At 74.7% G+C, this 23,862-nt stretch carries 24 protein-coding genes; 14 read left to right on the forward strand and 10 right to left on the reverse strand.

From position 1 onward, the window contains the following. Positions 1–179: 179 nt before the first annotated feature. The 11 genes from ABZ495_RS19390 to ABZ495_RS19440 all read left to right on the forward strand — a co-directional run bounded on the left by ABZ495_RS19390 (position 180) and on the right by ABZ495_RS19440 (position 10,231). Complete coding sequence (locus tag ABZ495_RS19390; RefSeq protein WP_329489059.1) at positions 180–470, forward strand: YiaA/YiaB family inner membrane protein; 291 nt, start codon at positions 180–182, stop codon at positions 468–470. A gap of 123 nt (positions 471–593) precedes the next feature. Then, complete coding sequence (locus ABZ495_RS19395; RefSeq protein ID WP_359805735.1) at positions 594–1,421, forward strand: alpha/beta hydrolase; 828 nt, start codon at positions 594–596, stop codon at positions 1,419–1,421. A 63-nt stretch (positions 1,422–1,484) separates the two neighbouring features. After that, positions 1,485–2,054 (forward strand): WHG domain-containing protein, encoded by a 570-nt coding sequence (locus tag ABZ495_RS19400; protein ID WP_359837108.1) that lies wholly within the window; start codon positions 1,485–1,487, stop codon positions 2,052–2,054. A gap of 242 nt (positions 2,055–2,296) precedes the next feature. After that, positions 2,297–4,573 (forward strand): SpoIIE family protein phosphatase, encoded by a 2,277-nt coding sequence (locus tag ABZ495_RS19405; RefSeq protein ID WP_359837110.1) that lies wholly within the window; start codon positions 2,297–2,299, stop codon positions 4,571–4,573. Between the two features lie 161 nt (positions 4,574–4,734). After that, positions 4,735–6,015 (forward strand): sensor histidine kinase, encoded by a 1,281-nt coding sequence (locus ABZ495_RS19410; protein WP_359837175.1) that lies wholly within the window; start codon positions 4,735–4,737, stop codon positions 6,013–6,015. Further along, positions 5,999–6,412: a roadblock/LC7 domain-containing protein gene (locus ABZ495_RS19415; protein ID WP_329489055.1), complete on the forward strand. Its 414-nt coding sequence runs from the start codon at positions 5,999–6,001 to the stop codon at positions 6,410–6,412. The genes ABZ495_RS19410 and ABZ495_RS19415 overlap by 17 nt, the downstream gene beginning before the upstream one ends. After that, the gene (locus tag ABZ495_RS19420) at positions 6,409–6,756 is read left to right on the forward strand and encodes a DUF742 domain-containing protein (RefSeq protein WP_329489053.1); all 348 of its coding nucleotides are present in this window, start codon (positions 6,409–6,411) and stop codon (positions 6,754–6,756) included. The genes ABZ495_RS19415 and ABZ495_RS19420 overlap by 4 nt, the downstream gene beginning before the upstream one ends. Then, positions 6,734–7,366 (forward strand): ATP/GTP-binding protein, encoded by a 633-nt coding sequence (locus tag ABZ495_RS19425; RefSeq protein WP_329489052.1) that lies wholly within the window; start codon positions 6,734–6,736, stop codon positions 7,364–7,366. Before ABZ495_RS19420 ends, ABZ495_RS19425 begins: the two co-directional genes overlap by 23 nt. Then, on the forward strand, positions 7,363–8,859 hold the full coding sequence (locus ABZ495_RS19430; protein WP_359837112.1) for a cytochrome P450: 1,497 nt from the start codon (positions 7,363–7,365) through the stop codon (positions 8,857–8,859). Before ABZ495_RS19425 ends, ABZ495_RS19430 begins: the two co-directional genes overlap by 4 nt. Beyond that, positions 8,823–9,929, forward strand: a complete 1,107-nt coding sequence (locus tag ABZ495_RS19435) for a cytochrome P450 (protein WP_359837114.1) — start codon at positions 8,823–8,825, stop codon at positions 9,927–9,929. Before ABZ495_RS19430 ends, ABZ495_RS19435 begins: the two co-directional genes overlap by 37 nt. A 44-nt stretch (positions 9,930–9,973) precedes the next feature. Next, entirely contained in the window at positions 9,974–10,231 is a 258-nt protein-coding gene (locus ABZ495_RS19440) for a hypothetical protein (protein ID WP_359805719.1), read from the forward strand. 179 nt (positions 10,232–10,410) lie between these two features. Here ABZ495_RS19440 and ABZ495_RS19445 read toward each other — a convergent pair whose 3' ends face one another. Both ABZ495_RS19445 and ABZ495_RS19450 read right to left on the reverse strand, forming a co-directional pair. Next, complete coding sequence (locus ABZ495_RS19445; protein ID WP_359837116.1) at positions 10,411–11,223, reverse strand: isocitrate lyase/phosphoenolpyruvate mutase family protein; 813 nt, start codon at positions 11,221–11,223, stop codon at positions 10,411–10,413. A gap of 10 nt (positions 11,224–11,233) precedes the next feature. After that, positions 11,234–11,707 (reverse strand): carboxymuconolactone decarboxylase family protein, encoded by a 474-nt coding sequence (locus ABZ495_RS19450; protein WP_359837119.1) that lies wholly within the window; start codon positions 11,705–11,707, stop codon positions 11,234–11,236. Between the two features lie 231 nt (positions 11,708–11,938). Between ABZ495_RS19450 and ABZ495_RS19455 the strand changes: the two genes are divergently transcribed. Next, positions 11,939–12,760, forward strand: coding sequence for an NRDE family protein (locus ABZ495_RS19455; RefSeq protein ID WP_359805714.1), 822 nt, complete (start codon positions 11,939–11,941; stop codon positions 12,758–12,760). Positions 12,761–12,809: 49 nt separating this feature from the next. On the opposite strand, the gene ABZ495_RS19460 is transcribed toward ABZ495_RS19455, so the two are convergent. Together ABZ495_RS19460 and ABZ495_RS19465 are read right to left on the reverse strand one after the other, a co-directional pair. Next, positions 12,810–13,340, reverse strand: coding sequence for a hypothetical protein (locus ABZ495_RS19460; RefSeq protein ID WP_352291178.1), 531 nt, complete (start codon positions 13,338–13,340; stop codon positions 12,810–12,812). 291 nt (positions 13,341–13,631) lie between these two features. Further along, the gene (locus ABZ495_RS19465) at positions 13,632–14,537 is read right to left on the reverse strand and encodes a sigma-70 family RNA polymerase sigma factor (protein ID WP_329489044.1); all 906 of its coding nucleotides are present in this window, start codon (positions 14,535–14,537) and stop codon (positions 13,632–13,634) included. A gap of 99 nt (positions 14,538–14,636) precedes the next feature. Here ABZ495_RS19465 and ABZ495_RS19470 point away from each other — a divergent pair, with 99 nt between their 5' ends. After that, on the forward strand, positions 14,637–15,098 hold the full coding sequence (locus tag ABZ495_RS19470) for a carboxymuconolactone decarboxylase family protein (RefSeq protein WP_359837121.1): 462 nt from the start codon (positions 14,637–14,639) through the stop codon (positions 15,096–15,098). Positions 15,099–15,233: 135 nt separating this feature from the next. Beyond that, positions 15,234–16,682 carry a PLP-dependent aminotransferase family protein gene (locus ABZ495_RS19475; RefSeq protein WP_359837122.1) on the forward strand — a complete coding sequence of 483 codons (1,449 nt, stop codon included), beginning with the start codon at positions 15,234–15,236 and terminating at the stop codon, positions 16,680–16,682. Between the two features lie 40 nt (positions 16,683–16,722). On the opposite strand, the gene ABZ495_RS19480 is transcribed toward ABZ495_RS19475, so the two are convergent. From ABZ495_RS19480 to ABZ495_RS19505, 6 genes are all read right to left on the reverse strand, one after another. Beyond that, a complete protein-coding gene (locus ABZ495_RS19480) occupies positions 16,723–16,947 on the reverse strand; it encodes a DUF6126 family protein (protein WP_359805706.1) in 225 nt (74 codons plus the stop codon). Between the two features lie 32 nt (positions 16,948–16,979). Next, on the reverse strand, positions 16,980–17,615 hold the full coding sequence (locus ABZ495_RS19485) for an XRE family transcriptional regulator (protein ID WP_359805705.1): 636 nt from the start codon (positions 17,613–17,615) through the stop codon (positions 16,980–16,982). Positions 17,616–17,707: 92 nt separating this feature from the next. Continuing rightward, entirely contained in the window at positions 17,708–19,441 is a 1,734-nt protein-coding gene (locus ABZ495_RS19490) for a pyruvate dehydrogenase (RefSeq protein WP_329489040.1), read from the reverse strand. A gap of 111 nt (positions 19,442–19,552) precedes the next feature. Beyond that, the gene (locus tag ABZ495_RS19495; RefSeq protein ID WP_359837124.1) at positions 19,553–21,961 is read right to left on the reverse strand and encodes a glycosyl hydrolase family 65 protein; all 2,409 of its coding nucleotides are present in this window, start codon (positions 21,959–21,961) and stop codon (positions 19,553–19,555) included. After that, positions 21,958–22,707, reverse strand: a complete 750-nt coding sequence (locus ABZ495_RS19500) for a beta-phosphoglucomutase family hydrolase (protein ID WP_329489038.1) — start codon at positions 22,705–22,707, stop codon at positions 21,958–21,960. The genes ABZ495_RS19495 and ABZ495_RS19500 overlap by 4 nt, the downstream gene beginning before the upstream one ends. Before the next feature lie 156 nt (positions 22,708–22,863). Continuing rightward, complete coding sequence (locus tag ABZ495_RS19505) at positions 22,864–23,649, reverse strand: VOC family protein (RefSeq protein ID WP_329489037.1); 786 nt, start codon at positions 23,647–23,649, stop codon at positions 22,864–22,866. Positions 23,650–23,862: the final 213 nt, after the last annotated feature.

Genomic DNA, 23,862 nt, shown 5'->3' on the forward strand with positions numbered 1-23,862 from the left:
ATTCCAAGCCGTCCGTTCGGGACAACCGGATACTACCCGGGCGGTACGTGACCTGATGGGCGATTTGGGCGGATCGACGGCAACTGACACCACCGAACGTGAGGGGACGTCAACGAACGGTCCCCCACTTGAGTACTCCTACTCATGTGCGGCACTCCCGGCGCGGCCATCCTGGCGCCATGAACGCACCGATGCAGTCACGCACCACGGCCGCGTACCACCTCCAGGCCGTCCTCTCCTTCGCCCTCTCCGGCGGCGCCCTCGCCGTCGGCATCGCCTATCTGCCGGTCGGCGGCTGGACCCGCGCCTTCCTCGCGGTCGGCCTGCTCTACACCGTCACCTCCGCCTTCACCCTGGCCAAGGTGATCCGGGACCGGCAGGAGACCAACGAGATCGTCACCCGGGTGGACCAGGCGCGGCTGGAGAAGCTGCTCGCCGAGCACGACCCGTTCAAGGTGGAGGGGGTCTGAGCCGCGGTACCGGGGCCGCCCCCGGGGGTCCGACCGGTCGAGGGCTTGACGGCTAAGGCTATTAGCCTTAGCTTTATGGCTATCGGCGCAACGCCGGCAGCCCCGCGGACCGAGGAGGCCCCCATGCCCGGCACCTTCACCCCCAGCACCCAGTACCTCGACCTCCCCGGCGGCCGGCTGGCCTTCGACGACACCGAGCAGGGCGACGGCGCCCCCCTCGTCCTGCTCCCCGGGATGCTCGACAGCCGTGCCGCGTACCGGCACCTGCGCCCGCTGCTGGTGGCCGCGGGCCACCGGGTGATCACCCTGGACCTGCGCGGCTTCGGCGAGTCCTCGATCGCCTGGGACGACTACACGCCGGCCGCGATCGCCACCGACGTCCTCGCCCTGCTGGACCACCTCGGCATCGACCGCGCCACGCTGGTCGGCAACTCCTACGCCGGTGCGACGGTGGTCAAGGTGGCCGGGGACGCGCCGGAACGGGTCGCCGGGATCGTCCTGGTGGACGCCTTCGTCGAGAACCCGCCGCCGAACGCGCTGCAGCGCGCGATGTTCGGCGTGATGGGCGTCCTGCTGGTGCACTCGCCCGCGTCCTGGGGCCTCTACCACCGCAAGATGGCGTACCCCGGCCCCAAGCCGGCCGACTTCGACGCCTACGTGGACGGACTGGTCGCCGCGATGCGCACGCCGGGCCGCAAGCAGGCCACCCGGGGCTACGTGCGCGGGGACTCCGCGCCGAACGGCTGGACCGCCGCCGTGAGCTGCCCGGCGCTGGTCCTGATGGGCACCAAGGACCCCGACTTCCCCGACCCCCAGCTGGTCGCCGACCGGCAGGCCGCCGCGCTGAACGGCCGCAAGGTGATGATCGAGGGCTCCGGGCACTACCCGATGGCCGACCGGCCGCAGGCCACCGCCGACGCCCTGCTGCCCTTCCTCGCCGAGCTGGCCTGAGCCCGCCCTTCCGCGCCGCGCCGGCCCGAGCCCGCCCGCTACCTCGCCCACGGAGACCGCACCATGCCCCGAGTCGGACTGACCCCCGAGCAGGTCGTCGACCACGCCCTCGCCCTCATCGACGCACAGGGCCCCGAGGCCCTCACCCTGGCCGCCGTCGCCGGACGGGCCAAGGTGGCCACCCCCTCGCTGTACAAGCACGTCAGCGGCGGACTCGCCGAGCTGCGCCGGCTGATCGCCGTCCGGGTCACCGAGGAACTCGCCGACCGGCTCGCCGAGGCCGCCCTCGGCCGCGGCGGGGACGACGCCGTCGCCGCCGTCCTGCGGGCCTACCACGGCTACGCCACCGAGTACCCGCACCGGTACACCGCGCTGCCGCAGGCCCCGCAGCCGGACGACGACCTGGCCAGGGCGGGCGGCCGGCTGGTCGGGGTGATCCTCGCGGTGCTCCGCGGCTACGGGCTGGAGGGCTCCGAGGCCGTCCACGCCGCCCGGACCGTCCGCTCGGTCGCCCACGGCTTCGCCTCGCTGTCGATCGGCGGCGGGTTCCAGCTCGCCGAGAACCTCTCCGACACCCAGGACCGCCTGATCACCCTCCTCACCGGCGGCCTCCGGAACTGGCCCGGGGCCTGAGCCCCGCCCCCACCGCGCGCCCGGCTCCGTGAGTTCCCCCGGCCGGGCGCCGCACCCGGCGCACCCCGCGCGGCGGGTCGGCCGGACCACGGCGGACCACCCGGTCGGAGCGGCCGGGCAGGGCACCACCGGCGTCCGCACCCCGGCACCGGTGCGCCGTCCGGGTCACCCTTCACCGGCATCGGAAATGAGGTATGAAGAATTGGGTGCCCGACAAGGCGACGGAAAGGCCGGGAAATCCCATGGACCTGACCTCACCGTGGCTTCCCCCCTCCGAGGACGAGAGCCGGGCCCCGCGCAGCAGCCCCACCGCGCGCAGCGCGATGCGCTGTGTCCGGTTACTGCTCGGCTGCACCACCGCCGCCGAACTCCTCGGGACCGTGCTCGCCGAGGGCCCGGGCTGGATCACCGGTGAGGGCTCCGCGCTCTACCTGCTGGACAGCGCCGGAATGCTCCGGCTCACCGCCTCGCACGGCCTGCCCGACTGGGTCCACGAGCGCTACGGCGTCATCGATCCGGCGAGCGAGCTGCCCGCCGCGATGGCCCTGCGACTGCGCCGCCCGTACCTGCTCAGCCCGGAGCGCACCAGCGTCGACTATCCCAACCGCAATGCCGGTATGGGCACCGGAATGGTCGCGCTGATCGCCCTGCCGATGATCGTCGACGAACGGCCGGTCGGCGTGCTCGCCCTCGCCCTCGCCCACCGGGGCACCGTCCCCCGCCGCGATCTGGACGTGCTGGAGACGCTCGGCGACGCCTGCGCCCACCGGCTCGCCCATCTGCTCGACAGCGCGCGGGCGGAGACCCGCCCGGCCGGGACGGCCCACCCGGGGCCCGGCGGCGAGGCCGGTACGGACGGGCGGTCCGCCGCACTGGCCCACCCGATGCTCTCGCTCGCCGTCCGGTCCGCCGGGCACGGCGCCTTCGAGCGCGATCTGGTGACCGGCGAGACCTTCTGGGACGCCACCGCCTACCGTGTGGTCGACCGCCCCGTGCCGCCCGACGGCCCGCCCACCGCACCCGACCTGGACGGGCTGGTCCATCCCGAGGACCTCCCGGACGTCCAGGCCGCCCTCGCCGAGGCACTCGCCACCGGCGGCCCGTACCGGATCGAGTACCGGGTGCCGCGCCGCGACGGCGGTGTGATCCGGATCGAGGAGACCGGCGAGGTGATGCTGGACGTGCACCGCCGGCCGGTCCGGGTCGCCGGGCTGCTGGCCGACCGGGACCGCGGGGGCGCCCCCGCGGAGGAGGCGGCCGGCGGCGGAGCGGGCGGCGGCGCCCCGGCGGCCGGCGCCCGCTCGGCACTGCTGCTTGCGCTCACCCGCGCGCTGTCCCGCGCGGTCACCGTCCGGGACGTGACCACCGCGGTGACCGACGTCGCCCGGCCGGCGTTCGGCGCCGCCAGCATCGTGCTCGACCTGGTCGACGAGGGTCGGCTGCTGCCCGTCTCGCACACCGTGTACGGCGGCCCGCGCCGGACCGAGCTGACCCGGCTGGCCGACCTCTCCGAGGGCGTGATGCAGCACTCGCTGGCCCGCTCCGCCCCGCTGTTCAGCGAGCCCGCCACCACCCGGCCCGGCGGCGGGCCACTGACCCCGGCGTCCTGGGCGGTGCTGCCGCTGGTCGCCTCCGGGCGACAGGTCGGCTCCTGCCTGATCACCTTCTCCACCGAGCGGGTCTTCGGCCGCGAGGACCGCACCCTCTACTCCGCCTTCGCCGGCATCCTGGCGCAGTCCCTGGAGCGCGCCCGGCTCTACGACACCCACCACCACCGGGCCACCGAGCTGCAGCGCGCCATGCTGCCGCGCACCCTGCCCCGGCTGCCCGGGATCGCCAGCGCCGCACGCTACCTGCCCAGCACCGAGGGCATGCAGATCGGCGGCGACTGGTACGACCTGCTGCGGCTGCCGGACGGCCGGATCGGCCTGGTGATCGGCGACGTCCAGGGCCACAACGCCGAGGCCACCGCCGTGATGGGCCAGCTGCGCAGCGGTCTGCGCGCGTACGCCACCGACGGCCACGACCCGGCCGCCACCCTGGCCCGGACCAGCCGGCTGCTGTCCGAACTCGACACCGACCTCTTCGCCACCTGCCTCTACCTCACCCTCGACCCCGCAGACGGGACGGTCCGGGCGGCCCGGGCCGGTCACCCCTCGCCGGTCCGGATCGCGCCGGACGCCCCGGCCGTCGAGCTGGACCTGCCGGGCGGCCCACCGCTGGGCGTGGACCCGGGGCAGCCGTACCACCTGACGGTCGGGCACCTGGCGGTCGGCGAGACGCTGCTGGTCTACACGGACGGGCTGGTCGAGGACCGCGAGGAGGACTACGACGAGTCGGTGCAGCGGATGCTCGGCGGGCTGGAGCTGTGGGCCCGGCAGGCCGGTCCGGTCCGGCTCGGCCCGGCTGCCGCCCTGGAGCGCCTCGCCGACCTGCTGACCCTCAACGTGACCGAGCGCCGCTCCCGGCCGGACGACGTCGCTCTGCTGTTGCTGCACCGGAGTTCGCCGGTTCAGTGAGCCTCCGACGGGGCCGGGGGAGCGGCCCCGGGCGGGGCGCGGCCGGGCCGGAAGCAGGTCGGATTGACGTCGTATGGACGGGATATTGACGAGATCCGGTCACTTGGCGAGATCCGTTCACACCTTCGTAGGATCATCACCCTAGAATTCGCGGCGTGACGATGACTCAGTGGTGTGCAACGGCAACCGGCGTTCTCGCCGCCCTCGCCCTCGTGGCCGCCGCCCGCTACCGCGCCGTCTCCGTCACCCAGCGCCGCCGGGCCGACCGGCAGCAGCGCGAGAACGCCCGCCTCCAGGAGCAGCTCGCCGTCGAACTCGCCCGCCGGGGCAGCGAACTGGCCGCCGTCCAGCAGGAGCAGGAACTCAACGCCTCCACCCAGCGGGCCTTCCTCAGCGTGGCCCGCCGGATCCTCGTGATGGCCCACGACCAGCAGGCCCTGCTCGACGAGATGGAGCGCACCCACGACGACCCGGCGCTGCTGGAGGGCCTGCTCAAGGCCGACCACGCCGCCGCCCAACAGGCCCGCCTCGCCCAGACCCTGGCCGTCCTGTGCGGCGCCCGGGCCGGGCGGCACTGGCCCGAACCGGTCTCGCTGGAGGACGTGGTGCGCGGTGCCCAGTCGCGCATCCTGCCCTTCCAGCGGGTGGTGGTCCGCAGCCGGATCGAGACCGCCGTGGTCGGCGCCGCCGCCGAGGCGCTCATCCACGCCGTGGCCGAGCTGCTGGACAACGCCACCCGCTACTCACCGCCCAGCACCCAGGTGTTCGTCACGCTGATGCCCGTCCACAACGGCGCCGTCGTCGAGATCGACGACGGCGGCGTCGGGATGCCCGAGCCGGCCGTCACCAAGGCGGCCTCGGCGCTGGCCGGCGGCACCTCGCTGGAGGTGTCCCGCCTCGGCGAGGTACCGCAGCTGGGCCTGGCCGCGGTCGGCCGGCTCGCCGAGCAGTACGGGTTCCGGGTCACCCTCAGTTCGGCGCCCTCCCCGTACGGCGGGGTCCGGGTCGTGGTGCTGCTGCCGAACGCGCTGCTCACCGAGCCGCTCCCGCCGACCGTCCCGGGCCTCGGCCCCGACGACCCGGCGTTCCCGGCCGACCCCCACCGGAACCCGGCCTCCCCCTACCTGGGCGGACATTCGCGGACCACCGCACACCCCCTGGTGGAGACCCCGCCGGCCGGCCCCGCCGCTCCGCCGCCGCTGCCCCGCCGGAGCCACCGGCGCGACCGCTCCAACCGCCACGCCTCGCCGGCCGCTCCCCCGCCGGCGCCCGCCCCGCCCTACCGGTCGGCGCAGGATGCCCGGGCGTTCATGGCGATGTTCCAGGCCGGCACCGCCGACGGCCGGTCGGCCGCCCGGACGCAGGCCCAGCCCCACCGTTCCCTGCCCGCTTCCCCCCAGCTCCCCCAGCGCTTCGGAGAGTTCCATGACCACCACCCCTGACCTCGGCTGGCTGCTCGCCGACATCATCTCTGTCCCCGAGGTCCAGCACGCCGTCGTGGTGTCCAACGACGGCCTGGAGATCGGCCGCAGCGCGGGCATCCTGCGCGAGGACGCCGAGCGGCTCGCCGCCGCCTGCTCGGGCCTGCAGTCGCTGGCCCGCGGCGTCGCCCAGGGCTTCGGCGGCCACGGCAGCGCCACCCGCCAGATCGTCATCGAGTACGGCGGCGGCTACCTCTTCGTGGTCGCCGCCGGGGCCGGGGCCCACCTGGCCGTGGTGACCGGCGAGGCGGTCGACGCCGGCCTGGTCGCCTACCAGATGCAGGTCCTCGTCGAGCGGATCGGCAGCCACCTCACCAGCCCGCCGCGCGTCGATCACGCGGCGGGGGGCCGGCGGTGAACGGGCCGGTCCGGCCCTATGTGATCACCGGCGGCCGCAGCCGGCCCACCCGGTCCGCGCTCGCCGTCGAGAGCCTGGTCAGCGCCTTACCCGACCGGCCCGACCTCCCCGAGGACGCCCTGCTCAACCGCGAGCACCAGCGCATCCTGGACCTCTGCCGCAGCCTGCTGTCGGTCGCCGAGGTGGCCGCCTACCTCGGGCTGCCGCTCGGCGTCGTCAAGGTGCTGGTCGGCGACCTCTGGGACCTCGGCGCCGTCCAGGTGCTCCCGCCCGTCCCGCAGGCCGAACGCCTGCCCGCAACCCTCTTGGAAGAGGTGCTCGTTGGCCTCCGCCAACTCCGCTGACCCGCGCACCGCCGAGCCCTCGGCGCCGGAGCCCCAGTACCTGCCGCCGTCCGTCCAGGGCGCGGTGAAGATCCTGGTCACCGGCCCGTTCGGGGTCGGCAAGACCACCCTGGTCGGCGCACTGAGCGAGATCACGCCGCTGCGCACCGAGGAGACCATGACGGCCGCCAGCAGCGGCATCGACGACCTCACCGGGCGGCCGGGCAAGACCACCACCACGGTCGCGCTGGACTTCGGCCGGATCACGCTCAACCCCCGGCTCGCCCTCTACCTCTTCGGCACCCCCGGGCAGCAGCGGTTCTGGCCGCTCTGGGACGACCTGTCGCGCGGCGCGCTCGGCGCCATCGCGATGGTCGACCTGCGCCGCCCGGACGAGAGCTTCGACGTGCTCGGCCGGCTGGAGGAGCAGCGGATCCCGTTCGCGGTCGCCGTCAACACCTTCCCGGACACCCCGAGTTACCCCGAGGAGGAGCTGCGCTCCGCCCTCGACCTGCTGCCCGACGTACCGATCCTGTACTGCGACGCCCGGGACCGCCGGGCCGCGTACGACCTGCTGATCGACTTCGTCGACCATCTGCACTCCACCGCCGTACTGGAGCTCCAGCGATGACGACCCCCGACCCGGGCACGGCCGTTCCGCCGTCCGCCGGGCAGCTGTCCGCGCCCCCCGGCTGCCCGGCGCACGCCGCCGGGACCCTGCCCGCCGGGGTGCCGCTGCCCCGGCTGTACGGCGCCGCCGTCGCCGACGACCCGCACGGCCTGTACGCCCGGCTGCGGGCCCAGTACGGCCCGGTCGCGCCGATCGAGCTGGAGCCGGGGGTCGAGGCCTGGCTCGTGCTCGGCTACCCCGAACTGCTCGAACTCACCCGCAACGAGGCGCTGTTCTCCAAGGACTCGCGCCGCTGGAGGGTCCCCGCCGAGGGCCGGCTGGCCGCCGACTCCCGGCTGCTGCCGATGACCGCCTGGCGTCCCACCCTGCTCAACCTGGACGGCGCCGAGCACCAGCGGCTGCGCGCCGCCGTCGCCGACACGCTGGCCGAGATCGACCACCGCCAGCTGCGCGAGACCACCGAGGCCGCCGCCGACGCGCTGATCGACAGCTGGGGCCCGGACGGCACCGCCGACCTGATCGCGCAGTACGCCCGCCGGCTGCCGCTGCTGGTCTTCACCCAGCTGATCGGACTGCCCGCCGAGGCCGGACCGCACCTGGTCGGGCTGATCAGCCACTTCGTCGACAGCAGCAAGGACTCCGTGCGCGCCAGCGCGGAGTTCCAGGCGATCCTGGTCGACCTCGTCCGGCGCCGCCGCGCCACGCCCGGGGCCGACCTCACCTCCTGGCTGCTGGCCCACCCGGCCGCGCTCAGCGACGAGGAGGCGGTGCACCACCTGGTGGTGATGATGGTCGCGGGCAACGAGACCACCATCAACTGGACCGGCAACACCCTGCGGCTGCTGCTCACCGACCGCCGGTTCCGGGCCACCCTGACCGGCGGCCGGCTCACCGTCTCCGACGCGCTGGAGGAGGTGCTCTGGCGCGACCCGCCGACGCAGAACTTCCCCGGCCGGTGGGCGACCGGCGACACCGTCCTCGGCGGCCAGTACATCAGCGCCGGCGACATGCTCGTGCTCGGCCTGGCCGCGGCCAACGCCGACCCGGCCGCCCAGGGCGCCTCGGCCGCCGCGCACGGCTCGCTCGGCGGCAACCGGGCGCACCTGGCCTGGGGCGCCGGCAAGCACGTCTGCCCGGCCCAGCACCCGGCCCGGATCATCGTCGAGACCGCCGTCGAGACCCTGCTGCACCGCCTTCCCGATCTCCAACTGGCCGTACCGCCAAGCGAGTTGGCCTGGCGCCGGTCGCCCTGGTCACGCGCCCTGGTCAGCCTGCCGGTGCTCTACAGCGCCTTCACCCCGCCCCGCCCGCCAGCCCCCGAGAGGCCGTCATGGACACCGCCGCCCCTGAGCTCGACCGACCCGGCCACCGACCCGAGCCCATCCGGCTCGACCCCTTCGGACGGGACCAGCACGGAGAGAACGCCCGGCTCCGGGAGGCCGGCCCGGCGGTCCTGGTGGAACTCCCTGGCGGGGTGGTGGTCTGGGCGATAGCCCGGCACGACACCCTCCAGGAGCTGCTCGCCGACCCCCGGGTGGGCAAGAACCCGCAGCTCTGGACCGCCTTCACCGAGGGCCGGCTGCCCGAGGGCTGGCCGCTGCTGAACTTCGTCACCGTGCCGGGCATGATCACCGTGGACGGCGAGGACCACCGGCGGCTGCGCGGCCTGGTCACCCAGGCCTTCACCCCGCGCCGGGTCGCCGAACTGCGGCCCGCCGTCGAGTCCCGCACACGGGCGCTGCTCGACGACCTCGCAAGGCTGGAGGGCCCGTTCGACCTGCGCGAGCACTTCGCCTACCCGCTGCCGATGCAGGTCATCGGCGAACTGCTGGGCCTGCCGCCCAAGCAGCAGGACGAACTGCACGAGCTCTCCGACACCCTGGTCTCCAGCTCCGCCACCCCGGCCGCCGCGATCGCCGCCCAGCGGGGGCTCCAGGCGCTGCTCGCCTCCGTGGTCGAGGCCAAGCGCGCCGAACCCGGCGACGACCTGACCACCGACCTGATCGCCGCCCGCGAGTCCGGGGACCGGCTCAGCGAGCAGGAGCTCGTCGGCACGCTGCTCCTGATGCTGGTGGCCGGGCACGAGACCACCCTCAACCTGATCACCAACGCCGTCCGCGCCCTGCTCTCGCACCCCGAGCAGCTGCGGCTGGTGCTCGACGGGGAGCAGCCGTGGTCCGCGGTGGTCGAGGAGACGCTGCGGTACGACTCGCCGGTCGGGCAGTTCCCGCTGCGGTACGCGACCGAGGACATCCCGGTGGGCGACGTGGTGATCCGGCGCGGCGAGGCGCTGCTCGCCTCCTACGCGTCCGCCGGCCGGGACGCCGCGCACTACCCGGACGCCGACCGCTTCGACATCACCCGGCAGCCGAACCGGCATCTGTCGCTCGGCCACGGCCCGCACTTCTGCCTCGGCTCCGGACTCGCCCGGATGGAGGCGGAGACCGCGCTGCGGTACCTGTTCGACCGCTTCCCGGGGATCGCCCTGGCCGAGGGGCCCGCGCCGGAGCCGATCGGGTCGTTCATCAGCAACAGCGTGCGGACGCTGCGGGTGACGGTCTGACGCCGCCGCGGTGACCTGAGGGCGGCCGGGTCGTTGGGGGTTCCATGAAGAAACTCGCCACCCTGGCCGCCCTCACCATGGCAGGCCTCGCCCTGGCCGCCCCGGCCGCGTCGGCCACGACCTCCACCGCCACGTCGCCGGACGCCCTGGACGGGCTCTCCAGCGGCCTCACCCTCTCCCCGGGCGACCTCGCCCTGAAGGAGGCCGGCAAGCTCCCGCTGGTCGGTCACGCCGCGCAGGAGGTGGAGGCGATCGGCACCAACCAGTTGACCCACCCGGGTCTCAGCGGGCAGATCGGCTGAGCGGTCCGGCGCGGGGACCCGGCGGTCCGGGAGCTCCCCTGTGGCTCCCGGGCCCCGTGGTCTCCCTGATCTCCCGGCTCTCCTTCCGAAGCGGCCGCCACCGCTGCGCGCCGCTCGGGGCGCACAGCGGCCGGCGTCCGTCGCCGACTTCGCGGTCGGGTCCGGACGCCGGCTCCGGGTCAGCCCTGCGCGAGGGCGTTCAGCTCCTGGTAGGTGAGCCCGCCGTCGAGCGCGGTGTACGTCCCCTCGGAGTACACCTCCTCGGCGGCGCGGCGCACCGCCGCGTACGCCGCCCTGGCCAGGCCCGGCCCGAGGCTGACCCGGGCCACGCCGAGCTTCGCCAGCTCCGGTACCGACGGTGAGCCCGGCCCGGCCAGGACGTTCAGCGGCGCCGGGACCGCGGCCACCAGGGCGGCGATCGTGTCCGGGTCCGCGACCCCGGGCACGAACACGCCGTCCGCGCCGGCCGCGACGTACGCCCGCAGGCGGTCGACGGCCTCGTCCAGCCGGCCGGCCGGGTCGCCGAGCTGCTTCAGGAACACATCGGTGCGGCCGTTGACGAAGAGCGGGACGCCGGCCGTGTCGGCGGCGGCCCGGGCGGCCGCGATCCGTTCGGCCGCCTCGGCGGCGGGGCGCCCCCCGTCCTCCAGGTTCACCCCGACCGCGCCGGTGCCGAGCAGCGCGGTGACGGTCTCGCCGACCTCGGCGGCCGTCGCGCCGAAGCCGCTCTCCAGGTCCGCCGTCACCGGCAGCGCGACCGAGCGCACGATCAGCGCGGTCTGGGCCAGCACCTCGGCGCGGTCGGCCGCGTCGCCGTCCGCGCTGCCGAGCGTCCAGGAGACGCTCGCGCTGGCCGTCGCGACCGCCCGGGCACCGGCGGCGGCGACCAGCCGGGCGCCCACCGCGTCCCACACGTTGGCGAGCACCAGGGGCTCGCCGGGGCGGTGCAGGGCGTGGAGGGCTCGGGCCAGCTCGTGCTGAGTGGTCGTCATGCCGGGCACCCTACTTCGCGGCGGGGCTGAGGCGGGAGGTGACGCCGATCCGGTTCCAGGAGTTGATGGCGATGATCAGCGCGATCAGCTGGGCCAGCTCGGCCTGCTCGAAGTGCTCGGCGGCCTCCTGGTAGACGGCGTCCGGCACGTGCCCCTGGGTCAGCAGGGTGACCGACTCGGTCAGCGCGAGGGCGGCCCGCTCCTTGGCGGTGAACCAGGACGTCTCCCGCCAGGCCGGCAGGGAGAGCAGCCGGTGGTTCTGCTCGCCGTTCTTCAGGGCGTCCGTGGCGTGCATGTCGATGCAGAAGGAGCAGCCGTTGAGCATCGACGCGTGCACCTTGACCAGCTCGGCGAGGACGGGGTCGACGCCCTGCCGGGCGGCGCGGTCCAGGGCGACCATGGCCCGGTAGAACTCGGGGGCGAGGTCGGGGAGGGAGATCCGCTGCTCGGGGGCGGACACGGTGGCGTTGTCGTTCGTCGTCATACCGGCCAGCCTAGGGTTCGACTGGACTGGCTCCCTGGCACATTCGGGCCGAGAGATCGTGGGCCACTTCACGGTCAGGGCAGGCCCTCGGGCGGCTCGCCCGAGTGTGGCACGGCGGGCGCCGGAGGGCGAGGGCCCGGACCTGCCCGGATCCGAACGACCGTGCGAGGATCGCGGGGAGGGTGGTACAGCCGGGCCGCCCGGGGTGGGCGAGGTCAGGGGGCCAGGATCGTGTGTACCGCGTTCGTCAGCATCGAACCGTCGGCATCGGTGCCCGTGCTGCTGCTGTCGGTGCGGGACGAGTACGCCGGGCGGCGGTGGTCCCCGCCGGACCACCACTGGCCCGCGCACCCGGCGGCCGTCGGCGGGCTCGACCTGGCGGCGGGCGGGACGTGGCTCGCCATCGAACCGGGGGCCGCGGTGCCCGGGGCCACGGAGCCGGGCACCGCGGGGCCGGCCGCGGCCTGTCTGCTGAACGGCTTCGGGGCCATGGCACCCGCCCGGGCCCGGCTCTCGCGCGGGGAGCTGCCGCTGATCGCCCTGCGGGACGGCGGCCTCGCCGGCGTCGACCTGGAGCGGTACGACCCGTTCCACCTCGTCCTCGCCGGCCGGGCCGGCGCACGGGTACTGAGCTGGGGCGGCAGCATCCTGGCGGAACGCGACCTGCCGGTCGGGCTGAGCGTGGTGCTCAACGACGGACCGGAGGGGCTGGCGGCGGACCGGACCGCGTCCGAACTGGTCCGCTCGCTGATGGCCGCCCGCGCCGCGCACTTCCGGGCCCGTTTCCGGGCCGCCGTCCGGCCCGCGCCGCGGCCCGGCCCCGCCACGACCGAGCAGGCCTGGGGCGCCTGGCTGCCGATCGTCTCCGGCGACGGCCTGGCGCTCGACGATCCGGCCGCGCTGGTCCAGCGGCGGGAGTTCGGCGACGGGCGGATCTGGGGCTCGTCCTCGATCTCGCTGCTCGCCTTCGGGCCCGACGGGCCGCGGTACGACTTCGGCCCGGCCCCGGTGACGGAGCCGGGCACGCCCGGCGGCTGGCGCCGGATCGGATAGACGAGTGGAGTAACTGGCAGACTCCCCCGTCCCGGCCGGGGCGAGTCGTTCAGCCCTGCGCCCGGGCCTCCAGCCAGCGCCTCGCGAGGGTCGCGTTGACGGTGTAGAAGAACTCCGACTTGAGCCCCGGCTCGCTGGTGAGCGCCTCCACCCAGGTCATCGGCCAGTTGCGGCGGTGGTAGTGCCGGTGCACCGCCCGGGTGAAGGCGGCGAGGTTGCCCTGCAGGCTCTTCTTCTCCAGGCCCAGCCGGGTGGCCAGTTCGGTGTAGCTCACCCGCGCGTCGGGCTGGGTGGCCAGCACGTCCAGCACCCGGGCCACCACCTGCACCGATCCCAGCGGCTCGATCATCAGCCGGCGGAAGTCCTCGACGGTCCACTCGACGACCGGGAGCTTGCCGGGCTCCCCGGCCGCCCCCTCCTCCGGCGCGGCCGGGGGCGCCGGAGGAGCGCCGCCCGCCCCGGCGGCCGTCGGGGCACTCGCCGTGGCGCCGGTCAGCCCGGCCAGGTAGGCGTACACCTGTGTGACGTACTGACTCGGCACCGGTACCGAGACGAACTGCGGCTGGTCGTCCTGCGACATGTGGTCCTCCCCTGGTGTGGCCGCCGGCCCTGTTCCCTGGCGACAGCCCTGATCCTGACAGACCGCCAGTCACCTTGTCCAGCCTTTACTGCCAGTTACTTCCGGCCTATCTCGCTTCCTCTCCCGGCTACTCCATCGATTCGGTCCCACCGGTCGCCCCAGTGAGCCGCTTCCCGGGACGAAGGGGAACGCACCCCTTCGGTGGCCGGTGGACGTTCCGGTCGGGGCGGCGGGCGCGTAGGTGCGCCCGCCGCCCCGCTCAGCCGCTCAGCCGCTCAGCCGCTCAGCCGCTCAGCCGCCGAGGATCGGCCCCAGGTCGATCCGGGCCAGCCGCTCCGGATCGGTGAGGATGTCGAGCGCGGTGACCCGGCCGTCCCGGATGGTGAACGCCATGAGCGACAGCGGCTTGCCGTCCGCGAAGGACAGCACCCCGGGCGCGCCGTTGACGAGCACCGGGCGGGCGTTCTCGGCGAAGCGGGCGAAGGTGATCGCCTGCGAGGCGACCTCGGCCGCGCCGCGGCGCAGCGTGCTCGGCCGCAGGGCGCCGCCGTCCGAGCGGGCCACGATCCCGGGGTCGAGCAGCGCGAGGAGGGCGTCGAAGTCGCCGCCGCGCGCGGCGCTGAGGAAGGCGTCCACCACCTCGCGGCGGCGGTTCAGGTCGCCGTCCTGGGCGGGCGCGGCGCCCTGGACGCGGCGGCGGGCCCGGCTGGCCAGTTGGCGGGTGGAGGCGGAGGTGCGGCCGAGGATCGGCGCGATCTCGTCGAACGGGACGGCGAACAGGTCGTGCAGGACGAAGGCGAGCCGCTCCGCCGGGGCGAGCGTGTCCAGCACGATCATCAGCGCGATCCCGACCGAGTCGGCCATCAGGAGCTCCTGCTCCGGGTCCACGACGCCGAAGGCGCCGACCACCGGATCGGGCAGCCGGACCGCGCCCTCCTGCCCGTCCGGTCCGTCCAGCGGGTCCTCGCGCCGCGCGGTGCGCGAGCGCAGCAGGTCCAGGCAGACCCGGCCGACCACGGTGGTCAGCCAGGCGCCGAGGTTCTGCACGGCGCTGACGTCCGAGCGGTCCAGCTTCAACCACGTCTCCTGGACGGCGTCCTCGGCCTCGCTGAGCGAGCCCAGCATCCGGTAGGCGACCGCCCTCAGTTGGAGCCGGTGCTCCTCGAACTGCCCGGCCAGACATTCGTTCCCGCTCACCTGTCACATCCCCGTTCCGCGATCCGTCGGTGCAGTGAAGGACGATAACCGGCCCGGCGCGCAAGGCACTCGGGCTCCTGACGCGACGGAGGAAACGCCGTGACCGCTCGGATGAAGAACCCCGCGATGGTCCTGCCCGACGCGATGAAGGGCATCCAGAACATCTACAAGGCCATGTACCAGGGCGGCGTCCCGCCCCAGATCCTGGAGCTGGTGCACCTGCGGGCCAGCCAGATCAACGGCTGCTCCGCGTGCGTCTTCGCCGGCGTGACCAACGCGAGGAAGGCCGGTGAGACCGACGAGCGCCTGCACGCCGTCGCCGCCTGGCGCGAGGCCCCCTTCTTCACCGGGGAGGAGCGCGCGGCCCTCGCCCTGACCGAGGCGGCCACCCGGCTGGCCGACCGTTCCGGCCCGGCCGTGCCGGACGCGGTCTGGGACGAGGCCGCCGACCACTTCAACGAGGAGCAGCTCTCCGCGATCATTCTGATGATCGGCCTGACTAACCTCTTCAACCGGCTGAACGCCACCATCCAGGAGCCCGCCGGCGCGACCTGGGGCTGACCGCGGCGCGGGCCCGCGCACCGGCACCGACCGGCGGCGCGGGGGCCGGGGCCGCCCGGCCGCCCGCGGCCACGCGATAATCCCCTACGGACACAACCCGGACGGCACAGCGCCCCGCACGGATCGGCCCTCCCCATGAGCACCACCTCCTGGACCGCGTTCGGCGGCGATCTGCACCTCGACCTCAGTGGCCGGCGGGCCGCCGGGGTCGGCCTGCGGGCGGCCCTGGAGGACGCGCTGCGGGAGGCCGTGCAGGACGGCCGGCTGGCCCCAGGGACGCGCCTGCCCTCCTCCCGGGCGCTCGGCGAGGACCTCGGGATCGCCCGCAACACCGTGGTCGAGGCGTACGGGCAGCTGACCGCCGAGGGGTGGCTCGCCTCGCGGCAGGGCTCGGGCACCACGGTGGCCGGGCGGACCGCCCCGCGGTCCGGCCGTCGCCCGGCCGAGGCGCCGCCCGAGCGCCGGACCGCCCGCCACGACCTGACGCCCGGGCGGCCGGACGTCTCGCTCTTCCCGCGCACCGCCTGGCTGACCGCCGCGCGGCGGGCGCTCGCCACCGCGCCGCACGAGGCCTTCGGCTACGGCAGCCCGCTCGGGCGGATCGAGCTGCGGCAGGCGCTCACCGACTACCTCGCCCGGGTGCGCGGCGTCCGGACCGACCCGGACCACCTGCTGATCTGCTCCGGCTTCACCCAGGGCATCGGCCTGCTCTGCGCCGCCCTGCGCGAGCGCGGTCCGGCCCGGACGCGCGGGACCCGCACCCTGGCGGTCGAGGGGTACGGGCTGCCCCCGCAGCGCGAGATGGTCCGGGCCGCGGGGCTGACCCCGGCGCCGCTGCCGGTGGACTGCGCGGGGGCCCGGACGGACCTGCTCGGCGCCCGGCGGGACGCGGCCGTCCTGCTCACCCCCGCCCACCAGTACCCGACCGGCGCCGCGCTGGCCGCCGAACGCCGGTCGGCGGCCGTCGGCTGGGCCCGCGAGCAGGACGGGTACGTGATCGAGGACGACTACGACGGCGAGTTCCGCTACGACCGGCAGCCGCTCGGGGCGATGCAGGCGCTCGACCCGGAACGGGTGGTGTACGCGGGCACCGCGGCCAAGAGCCTGGCACCCGGCCTGCGGCTGGCCTGGCTCGCCCTGCCGGACGCCCTGGTCGAGCCGGTGGCCCGGCGGAAGCAGCTGGCGGACACCATGTCCCCCGTGCTGGACCAGCTGACCCTCGCCGAGCTGATCACCTCCGGCACCTACGACCGGCACGTGCGCCGCTGCCGGCTGCACTACCGGCGGCGCCGCGACGCGCTCGTGGCGGCACTGGCCGAACGCGCCCCGCACGTCCGGGTGACGGGCATCGCCGCCGGGCTCCACGCCGTGCTGCAACTGCCGTCCGGGGCGCCGACGGAGGCCGAACTGCTGGCCCGCGCCGGGGCGCTCGACCTGGCCGTCACCGGCCTCTCCTGGCACCTGGCCGACCCGGCGCTCGCCCCGGACGCCTCGCCGGCCCTGGTGGTCGGCTACGCCACGCCGCCCGACCGGCTCTTCCCGGCCGCCCTGGACGCGCTGTGCGAGCTGCTGCGGACGGCCTGACCGGGCCGGTCCGGGTCGTTGAGCAGCCTTATCCCACCGGCTACTTGTTCCGGTTGCCCAGCTCGAAGAGCAGCATGATGAAGCCGGCGAAGGCGTGCGTGGCGACCATGTAGATCAGCACCCGGATGCCGACCCGGCGGTTGGCCCACTTGCCGGCGTCGACGGTCTTCGGCGCGTCGGCGGCGGCCGCGACGGGAGCCGCGGCGGCGTCGGCGGTAACGGTGGTGGCGGTGGTGGCGGTGGTGACGGTGGTGGGATCAGCCATGGGAGATCTCCTCCAGGAGGTCCGACGGTGGGTCAGTGCGGGGCTGCGGGGCCGCCGCCGAGGCAGAGTTCGCCGCCGGGGCTCTGCAGCAGGGTGTGCACGAAGAGCAGCTCCACCCCGTCCGCCGAGTCGGCGGCGATGCAGTGCGGGGTGAGCGAGTCGAAGTGCGCGGAGTCGCCCTCGTCGAGCAGGTGGGTGCGGTCGCCGAGGGTCAGCCGCAGCCGGCCCTGCAGGACGTACAGCCACTCCTCACCGGGGTGGACCCGGACCACCGCGTCCTGCACGCCCGGGGGGACGTGCACCCGCAGCGCCTGCATCGCCCGCCCGGGCGCGCCGGCCCGGCGGTAGCCCCAGCCGCCCGCGCGACCGGGGTCGATCGCGCCGCCGCGCACCACCGGGTCCGCCTCGGCCGGGGCCTCGCCGAGGAGGCCGGAGACGGAGGTGCCGTAGGCGCGGGCGAGTCCGAGCAGGACGGGCAGTGAGGGCTGGCGCCGGCCGGTCTCCAGCCGGGACAGATAAGCTGGGGAGAGTCCGACCCGGGAGGCGGCGACCTCCAGGGTGAGGCGGCTGCCGAGCCGGTGCTCGCGCAGCCTCGCGGCGAGGCCGGCGACCTCCAGGTCGTCGGTCCGGTCGCCGGGGGTGGAGGGGCCGGCTGGGCTGGTGGTCATGTGACCAGTGGACACCCCGCCTGCCGTACGGGCAAGAAACTTGCCTCAGAGGCAAACCACCGCGCGTCCCCCTCGACGGGGCTGGACCGGCCCTACGGGCGGGGGATGTTCCGCAGGTTGCTCCGGGCCAGGTCGATCATGCGGCCGACCCCGCCGGAGAGCACCGTCCGCCCGGCGGCCAGCGCGAAGCCCTTCAGCTGGGCGGCCGTGATGCGCGGCGGGATGGAGAGCGCGTTGGGGTCGGTGACCACGTCCACCAGCGCCGGACCGGGCCGCTCCAGCGCCTCCGTGAGCACCTCCCGCACCCGCGCCGGGTCGGTCACGCGCTTGGCCGGGATGCCCATCGCCCGGGCGATCCCCGCGTAGTCCACGTCCCCGTTGTCGATCTCCGCCTCGGGGTAGCCGGAGACCAGCATCTCCAGCTTGATCATGCCGAGCGCGCCGTTGTTGAAGACCACCGTCTTCACCGGCAGCCGGTGGCGCACCACCGTGAGCAGTTCGCCGAGCAGCATCGAGAGCCCGCCGTCCCCGGACATCGAGACGACCTGCCGGCCGGGGCAGGCCAGCTGGGCGCCGATCGCGTGCGGCAGCGCGTTGGCCATCGAGCCGTGCAGGAAGGAGCCGATCACCCGGCGGCGGCCGTTGGGCTGGAGATAACGGGCGGCCCAGACGTTGTTCATCCCGGTGTCCACGGTGAACACCGCGTCGTCGGCGGCGACTTCGTCCAGCACCGAGGCGACGTACTCGGGGTGGATCGGCAGGTGCTTCTCGATGTCCCGGGTGTAGGCGCCGACGACGTCCTCCAGCGAGCGGCAGTGCTTGTCCAGCAACTCGTCCAGGAAGGCGCGGTCGTCCCTGGGCTCCAGCAGCGGCAGGACCGCGCGCAGGGTGGCCGAGACGTCGCCGTGGACGGCCAGCTCCAGCGGGGTGCGGCGGCCGAGCCGGGTGGCGTCGTGGTCCACCTGGACGGTGCGGGCCTGCGGGAGGAAGGAGTCGTAGGGGAAGTCGGTGCCGAGCAGCACGACCAGGTCGGCGGAGTGCAGCGCCTCGTGGCAGGCGCCGTAGCCGAGCAGGCCGCTCATGCCGACGTCGAACGGATTGTCGAACTGGATCCATTCCTTGCCGCGCAGGGAGTGCCCGACCGGCGCGTTCAGGGCCTGCGCGACCGCCATCACCTCGGCGTGCGCCCCGCGGACGCCCGCGCCGCAGAACAGGGTGACCTTGCGGGCCCCGTTGAGGGCGCGGGCGAGCGCCCGGACCTGGTCCCAGGGCGGCGCCGCGACCGCCTGCTCGGTGAGGAAGTGGCTGCTGCCGGTCGGCCCGGCGGCCGGCAGCGCGGCGATGTCGCCGGGGAAGGCCAGGACGGAGACGCCGTGCGCGCCCAGCGCGTGCTGGATCGCGATCCGCAGCAGCCGGGGCAGCTGCGCGGGCGTGGACACCGTCTCGCACCAGCTGCTGCAGTCGGTGAACACCCGCTCGGGGTGGGTCTCCTGGAAGAAGCCGGTGCCGATCTGCCCGGACGGGATGTGCGAGGCCAGCGCCAGCACCGGCAGGCCGCTGCGTTGGGCGTCGTACAGGCCCTGGATCAGATGGGTGTTGCCGGGCCCGCAGGAGCCCGCGCAGACGGCCAGCCGCCCGCTCAGCTCGGCCTCGGCGGCCGCCGCGAAGGCGCCGGCCTCCTCGTTGCGGACGTGCACCCAGCTGATCCCCTCGGCCCGGCGGATGGCGTCCACCACCGGGTTGAGGCTGTCCCCCACCACGCCGTAGACCCGCTCCACCCCGGCCTGCCGGAGCACCTCGACCATCTGCTCGGCCACACTCACCACGGGGCGCTCCTTCACCGGCCGCCGGTTGCCACGGGACACCTGCACCCTCCGGCGGAGCGCCCCGCGCCGCACCCCGGCCGGGGCCGAAGGGGTGACGGGCGGGGCCGGGCGTCACTCGGCCGCGAGGTGCTCCGGCCCGGGGCCGAGGGTGCCGCCGATCACCCCGGCCTGCGGCTGGCGCCGGGCCGGCTCGCGGCCCGGCGGCTGGCTGCACCGCTCCTGGGCGGGCGGCACGGTGGTCGGCAGGGTGACCGGCGACCCGACCTTCACCTGCACCCCCTCGCCGTCGTGGCGCAGGTGGATCACCTCGCCGCGGCGCAGCGTGTACGTCGTGCCCGCGTGGGTGATCCGCACCCCGAGCAGCTGGCCCCGCACCATCAGCGAGAAGCTCAGCCGCATCAGCCCGGGTGGCAGCCGGGGCCGGAAGGAGAGTGCCTCGCCGTGGTCCCGCAACCCGCCGAACCCGGCCACCAGGGCGATGCAGGCCCCGGCCAGCGAGGCCATGTGCAGACCGTCGCCGGTGTTGCCGCCGAGGTCGTGCAGGTCCATCAGGGCGGCTTCGGCGGTGTAGTCGAACGCGAGGTCCAGCTGTCCGACCTCGGCCGCGATCACCGCCTGGGTGCAGGCGGACAGCGAGGAGTCGCGGACGGTCAGCCGCTCGTAGTAGGCGAAGTTGCGGGCCTTCTGCTCGTCGGTGAACGCGTCCCCGCGCACCTGCATGGCGAGCACCAGGTCGGCCTGCTTCACCACCTGCTTGCGGTACAGGTCGAAGTACGGATAGTGCAGCAGCAGCGGGTAGTTCTGCGCCGGGGTGTGCTCGAAGTCCCAGACCTGGTGGTCGGTGAAGCCGTCGGCCTGCGGGTGGACGCCGAGGTTCTCGTCGTAGGGGACGAACATCGCGGCGGCGGCGTCCCGCCAGGCGGCGGTCTCCTCGGTGTCCACCCCGAGCGCGGCCGCCTCGTGCGGGTGCCGGGCGGCGGCCTCGGCGGCGGCACGCAGGTTGCTCTGCGCCATCAGGTTGGTGAACACGTTGTTGTCGGCGACGGCGCTGTACTCGTCCGGACCGGTGACGCCCTCGATGCGGAAGTTGCCGGCCGCGTCGTGGTGGCCGAGCGAGCGCCACATCCGGGCCGTCTCGACCAGCAGCTCCAGCCCGTACTCGCGCTCGAACTCGACGTCCCCGGTGGCCCGCACGTAGCGGGCGACGGCGGCCGCGATGTCCGCGCCGATGTGGAACGCCGCCGTACCGGCCGGCCAGTAGCCGGAGCACTCCTCGCCGCGGATCGTCCGCCAGGGGAACACCGCTCCGGCGAGGCCGAGTTGGACCGCGCGCTCGCGGGCCAGCGGCAGCGTGGTGTGCCGCCAGCGCAGCGCCTGGTTGACGGCGCTCGGCAGGCAGTAGGTGAGCACCGGCAGGACGAAGGTCTCGGTGTCCCAGAAGCTGTGCCCGTCGTAGCCCGGGCCGGTCAGCCCCTTGGCGGGGATGGCCCGTTCCTCGCTGCGGGCGCCCGCCTGGAGGACGTGGAAGACGGCGAACCGGACGGCCTGCTGGAGCTCGACGTCGCCCTCGACCTCGATGTCGCTGGTCTCCCAGAACTCCTCCAGGAACCCGGCCTGTTCGGTCACCAGGCCGTCCCAGCCGGTGTACCGGGCGGCGGTCAGCGCGGCCTCCACCTGGTCCCGCACGGCGGGCAGCGAGCGGGTCGCGGACCAGCCGTAGGACATGAACTTCACCAGCCGCAGCTTCTCGCCCGGTTCGAGCAGGGTGGTGACGCTGATCCGGCAGTTGTCCGCCTCGGCCTCGGCGACGGTGTCCAGCCGGTCCGGGCCGTCGATGATGTGGTCCATCCCGGCCGCGACCCGGATGCCGCTGTAGCGGGTCCGGTGCACCAGGACGGCCTTGGTGCCGCCCGCGTGGTGCGCCTCGGCGAGCAGCGGCGCCTCCAGCACGGCGGAGGCCCGCGGGTCGCTCTCGGCGCCGCCGGGCAGCTGCTCGTTGGCGACCAGCTCCGACTGCAGGACGATCCGGACCGGACCGTCCACCGCCTCCACGGTGTACTCCACGGCGGCGATCGCCCGCTGGGTGAGGGAGACCAGCCGGGTCGAGTGCACCTTGATGGTCCGACCGGCCGGGGAGGTCCACTCCGCCTCGCGCCGCAGCAGCCCGGTCCGGAAGTCCAACCAGCGCCGGTGGCTGAGCAGTTCGCCGTAGCGCAGGTCGAAGGGCTCGTCGTCCACCAGCAGCCGGATGATCTTGCCGTTGGTCACGTTGATGACGCTCTGGCTGGACTCCGGGTAGCCGTAGCCGCCCTCGCCGTACGGCAGCGGCCGCAGCTCGAAGACGCCGTTCAGATAGGTGCCGGGGAGGCCGTGCGGCTCGCCCTCGTCCAGGTTGGCGCGCAGGCCGATGTGGCCGTTGGAAAGCGCGAAGACGGACTCGGCGCGGGCCATCGCACCCAGGTCGAGGCCCTGTTCGGTGATCCGCCAGGGATCGACGGCGAAGTTGTCCAGCCCGGTCATGCCGCACCTCCTTCGAGCAGCTCGGCGAGGTCGGCGACGACCACGGTGGCGCCGTGGCGGCGCAGTTCGTCGGCCTGGCCGGTGCGGTCCACGCCCACCACCGTGCCGAAGCCGCCGGCCCGGCCGGAGGCGACCCCGGCGAGCGCGTCCTCGAAGACCGCGGCGTGCGCGGGCTCGACGCCCAGGGCCCGGGCGGCGGCCAGGTAGGTGTCCGGCGCGGGCTTGCCCGGCAGGCCGTCCCGCTTCGCCACCACGCCGTCCACGACCACCTCGAACAGCTCCTCGATGCCGGCGGCGCGCAACACGTCCCGGCAGTTGGCGCTGGAGGAGACCACCGCGGCGGGCAGCCCGAGCCCGCGCAGCCGCCGCACGTAGGCGACCGAACCGTCGTACGGCTGGACGCCCTGCTCGCGGATCATCCGCAGCACGGTCTCGTTCTTGGCCAGGCTGACGCCGTGCACGGTGCGGGCACCGGGCGGGTCGGCGTCGGTGCCCTCGGGGAGGTCGATGCCCCGGCTGTGCAGGAAGGCCCGGGTGCCGTCGAGTCTCGGGCGGCCGTCGACGTGGGTGTCGTAGTCGGTCACGGCGTCGAAGGGGACGAACTGCCCACCGGTGCGGGCCGCTTCGGCGCGCAGGAAGGCGTCGAAGGTGTCCTTCCAGGCCGCCGCGTGCACCTTGGCGGTCTGAGTGAGCACCCCGTCGAGGTCGAAGAGGAAAGCGCGGATGTCGTCCGGAAGCCCCAGCATGGGTGCAGTCTTACCCGCGAAACCGGGGAAGCCTCCCATTCCCGGCGGCGCGTCGCGGGAACGGGAGGCTTCCGGGGGCCGCGGCTACGGGGCGCTACGGCGTGATTACGGTGTGCGGCGCGGGGGCTACGACATGACGGGCTACGGCGTGACGGGCTACGGCGCGGTGGGCGAGGCGATCACCGCGAAGACGGCGCCCTGCGGGTCCTGGACGACGGCCATCCGCCCGGCCGCCATGTCGAACGGCGGCTGGAGCACCGAACCGCCGCCCCGGACCAGGGCGTCCACGGTGGAGTCGGTGTCGTCCACCGAGAAGTAGGTCAGCCAGTGCGGGGGCGTGCCGGGCGGCAGGTAGTCCGGGAGCCGCTGCATGCCGCCCACCGAGCGGTCGCCGACACTCAGCGAGTAGTACCCCTCCACGCTCTCCAGGGCGGCCGGGCTCAGGCCCAGCGCCCGCTGGTAGAACGCCCCGGCCGCGTCGGTGTCGGTGGTGTTGAGCTCGTTCCAGACCAGCGCGCCGGGCTCGTTCACGACGCCCGCGCCGATGAAGTCGACCTTCTGCCAGACGCCGAACACCCCGCCGGTCGGGTCCGCCGCGACCAGCATCCGGCCGACGGTGCCGACGTCCATCACCGGGTACAGGATCGTGCCGCCGCTCTCGGCGACGGACCGGGCGGCGGCGTCGGCGTCGTCCGAGGCCAGGTAGGTGGTCCAGCCGACGGGCGGGAGGGGCTGGCCCTCGGGCGCCATCTGCGCCATGATCCCGGCCACCGGCTTCCCGTTCAGCGCGCACACGGCGTAGCCGCCGAACTCGGGTGGGCCGACCTCCCCCTGCCAGCCGAACAGGTCGCGGTAGAAGTCGAGGGCGGCCTGCTGGTCGCTCGCCATCAGGTCGATCCAGCACGGGGTGCCGGGCGCGTACGGAGCGGTCACTTCGGGCATTGCTGGGCCTCCGGGAGTACGGGTTCCTCGTCCTCCGCCACGACCGGCCGGGGTGCCCGGGGCCCGGGCCCCGGGCCGCGACGCGGGCGGAGGCCCGGGCGGCGGCGCGACCGGCGGGCGGTACACCGCCCACCTTCACCGGGCCACCGCGATCCCGCCACCGGACGGCGACCCGGCGGGCGGCCCGGACGCGGGCGGCGGACGGGGCCGCCG

It is taken from the genome of Kitasatospora sp. NPDC005748, from assembly GCF_040630735.1.
Classification (GTDB): Bacteria; Actinomycetota; Actinomycetes; order Streptomycetales; family Streptomycetaceae; genus Kitasatospora.

Coding starts and splice junctions, on each gene's coding strand:
- ABZ495_RS19390 (WP_329489059.1), top strand. CDS start 180: ATGAACGCACCGATGCAGTCACGCACCACGGCCGCGTACCACCTCCAG.
- ABZ495_RS19395 (WP_359805735.1), top strand. CDS start 594: ATGCCCGGCACCTTCACCCCCAGCACCCAGTACCTCGACCTCCCCGGC.
- ABZ495_RS19400 (WP_359837108.1), top strand. CDS start 1,485: ATGCCCCGAGTCGGACTGACCCCCGAGCAGGTCGTCGACCACGCCCTC.
- ABZ495_RS19405 (WP_359837110.1), top strand. CDS start 2,297: ATGGACCTGACCTCACCGTGGCTTCCCCCCTCCGAGGACGAGAGCCGG.
- ABZ495_RS19410 (WP_359837175.1), top strand. CDS start 4,735: ATGACTCAGTGGTGTGCAACGGCAACCGGCGTTCTCGCCGCCCTCGCC.
- ABZ495_RS19415 (WP_329489055.1), top strand. CDS start 5,999: ATGACCACCACCCCTGACCTCGGCTGGCTGCTCGCCGACATCATCTCT.
- ABZ495_RS19430 (WP_359837112.1), top strand. CDS start 7,363: ATGACGACCCCCGACCCGGGCACGGCCGTTCCGCCGTCCGCCGGGCAG.
- ABZ495_RS19440 (WP_359805719.1), top strand. CDS start 9,974: ATGAAGAAACTCGCCACCCTGGCCGCCCTCACCATGGCAGGCCTCGCC.
- ABZ495_RS19445 (WP_359837116.1), bottom strand. CDS start 11,223: ATGACGACCACTCAGCACGAGCTGGCCCGAGCCCTCCACGCCCTGCAC.
- ABZ495_RS19450 (WP_359837119.1), bottom strand. CDS start 11,707: ATGACGACGAACGACAACGCCACCGTGTCCGCCCCCGAGCAGCGGATC.
- ABZ495_RS19460 (WP_352291178.1), bottom strand. CDS start 13,340: ATGTCGCAGGACGACCAGCCGCAGTTCGTCTCGGTACCGGTGCCGAGT.
- ABZ495_RS19475 (WP_359837122.1), top strand. CDS start 15,234: ATGAGCACCACCTCCTGGACCGCGTTCGGCGGCGATCTGCACCTCGAC.
- ABZ495_RS19480 (WP_359805706.1), bottom strand. CDS start 16,947: ATGGCTGATCCCACCACCGTCACCACCGCCACCACCGCCACCACCGTT.
- ABZ495_RS19485 (WP_359805705.1), bottom strand. CDS start 17,615: ATGACCACCAGCCCAGCCGGCCCCTCCACCCCCGGCGACCGGACCGAC.
- ABZ495_RS19495 (WP_359837124.1), bottom strand. CDS start 21,961: ATGACCGGGCTGGACAACTTCGCCGTCGATCCCTGGCGGATCACCGAA.
- ABZ495_RS19500 (WP_329489038.1), bottom strand. CDS start 22,707: ATGCTGGGGCTTCCGGACGACATCCGCGCTTTCCTCTTCGACCTCGAC.
- ABZ495_RS19505 (WP_329489037.1), bottom strand. CDS start 23,649: ATGCCCGAAGTGACCGCTCCGTACGCGCCCGGCACCCCGTGCTGGATC.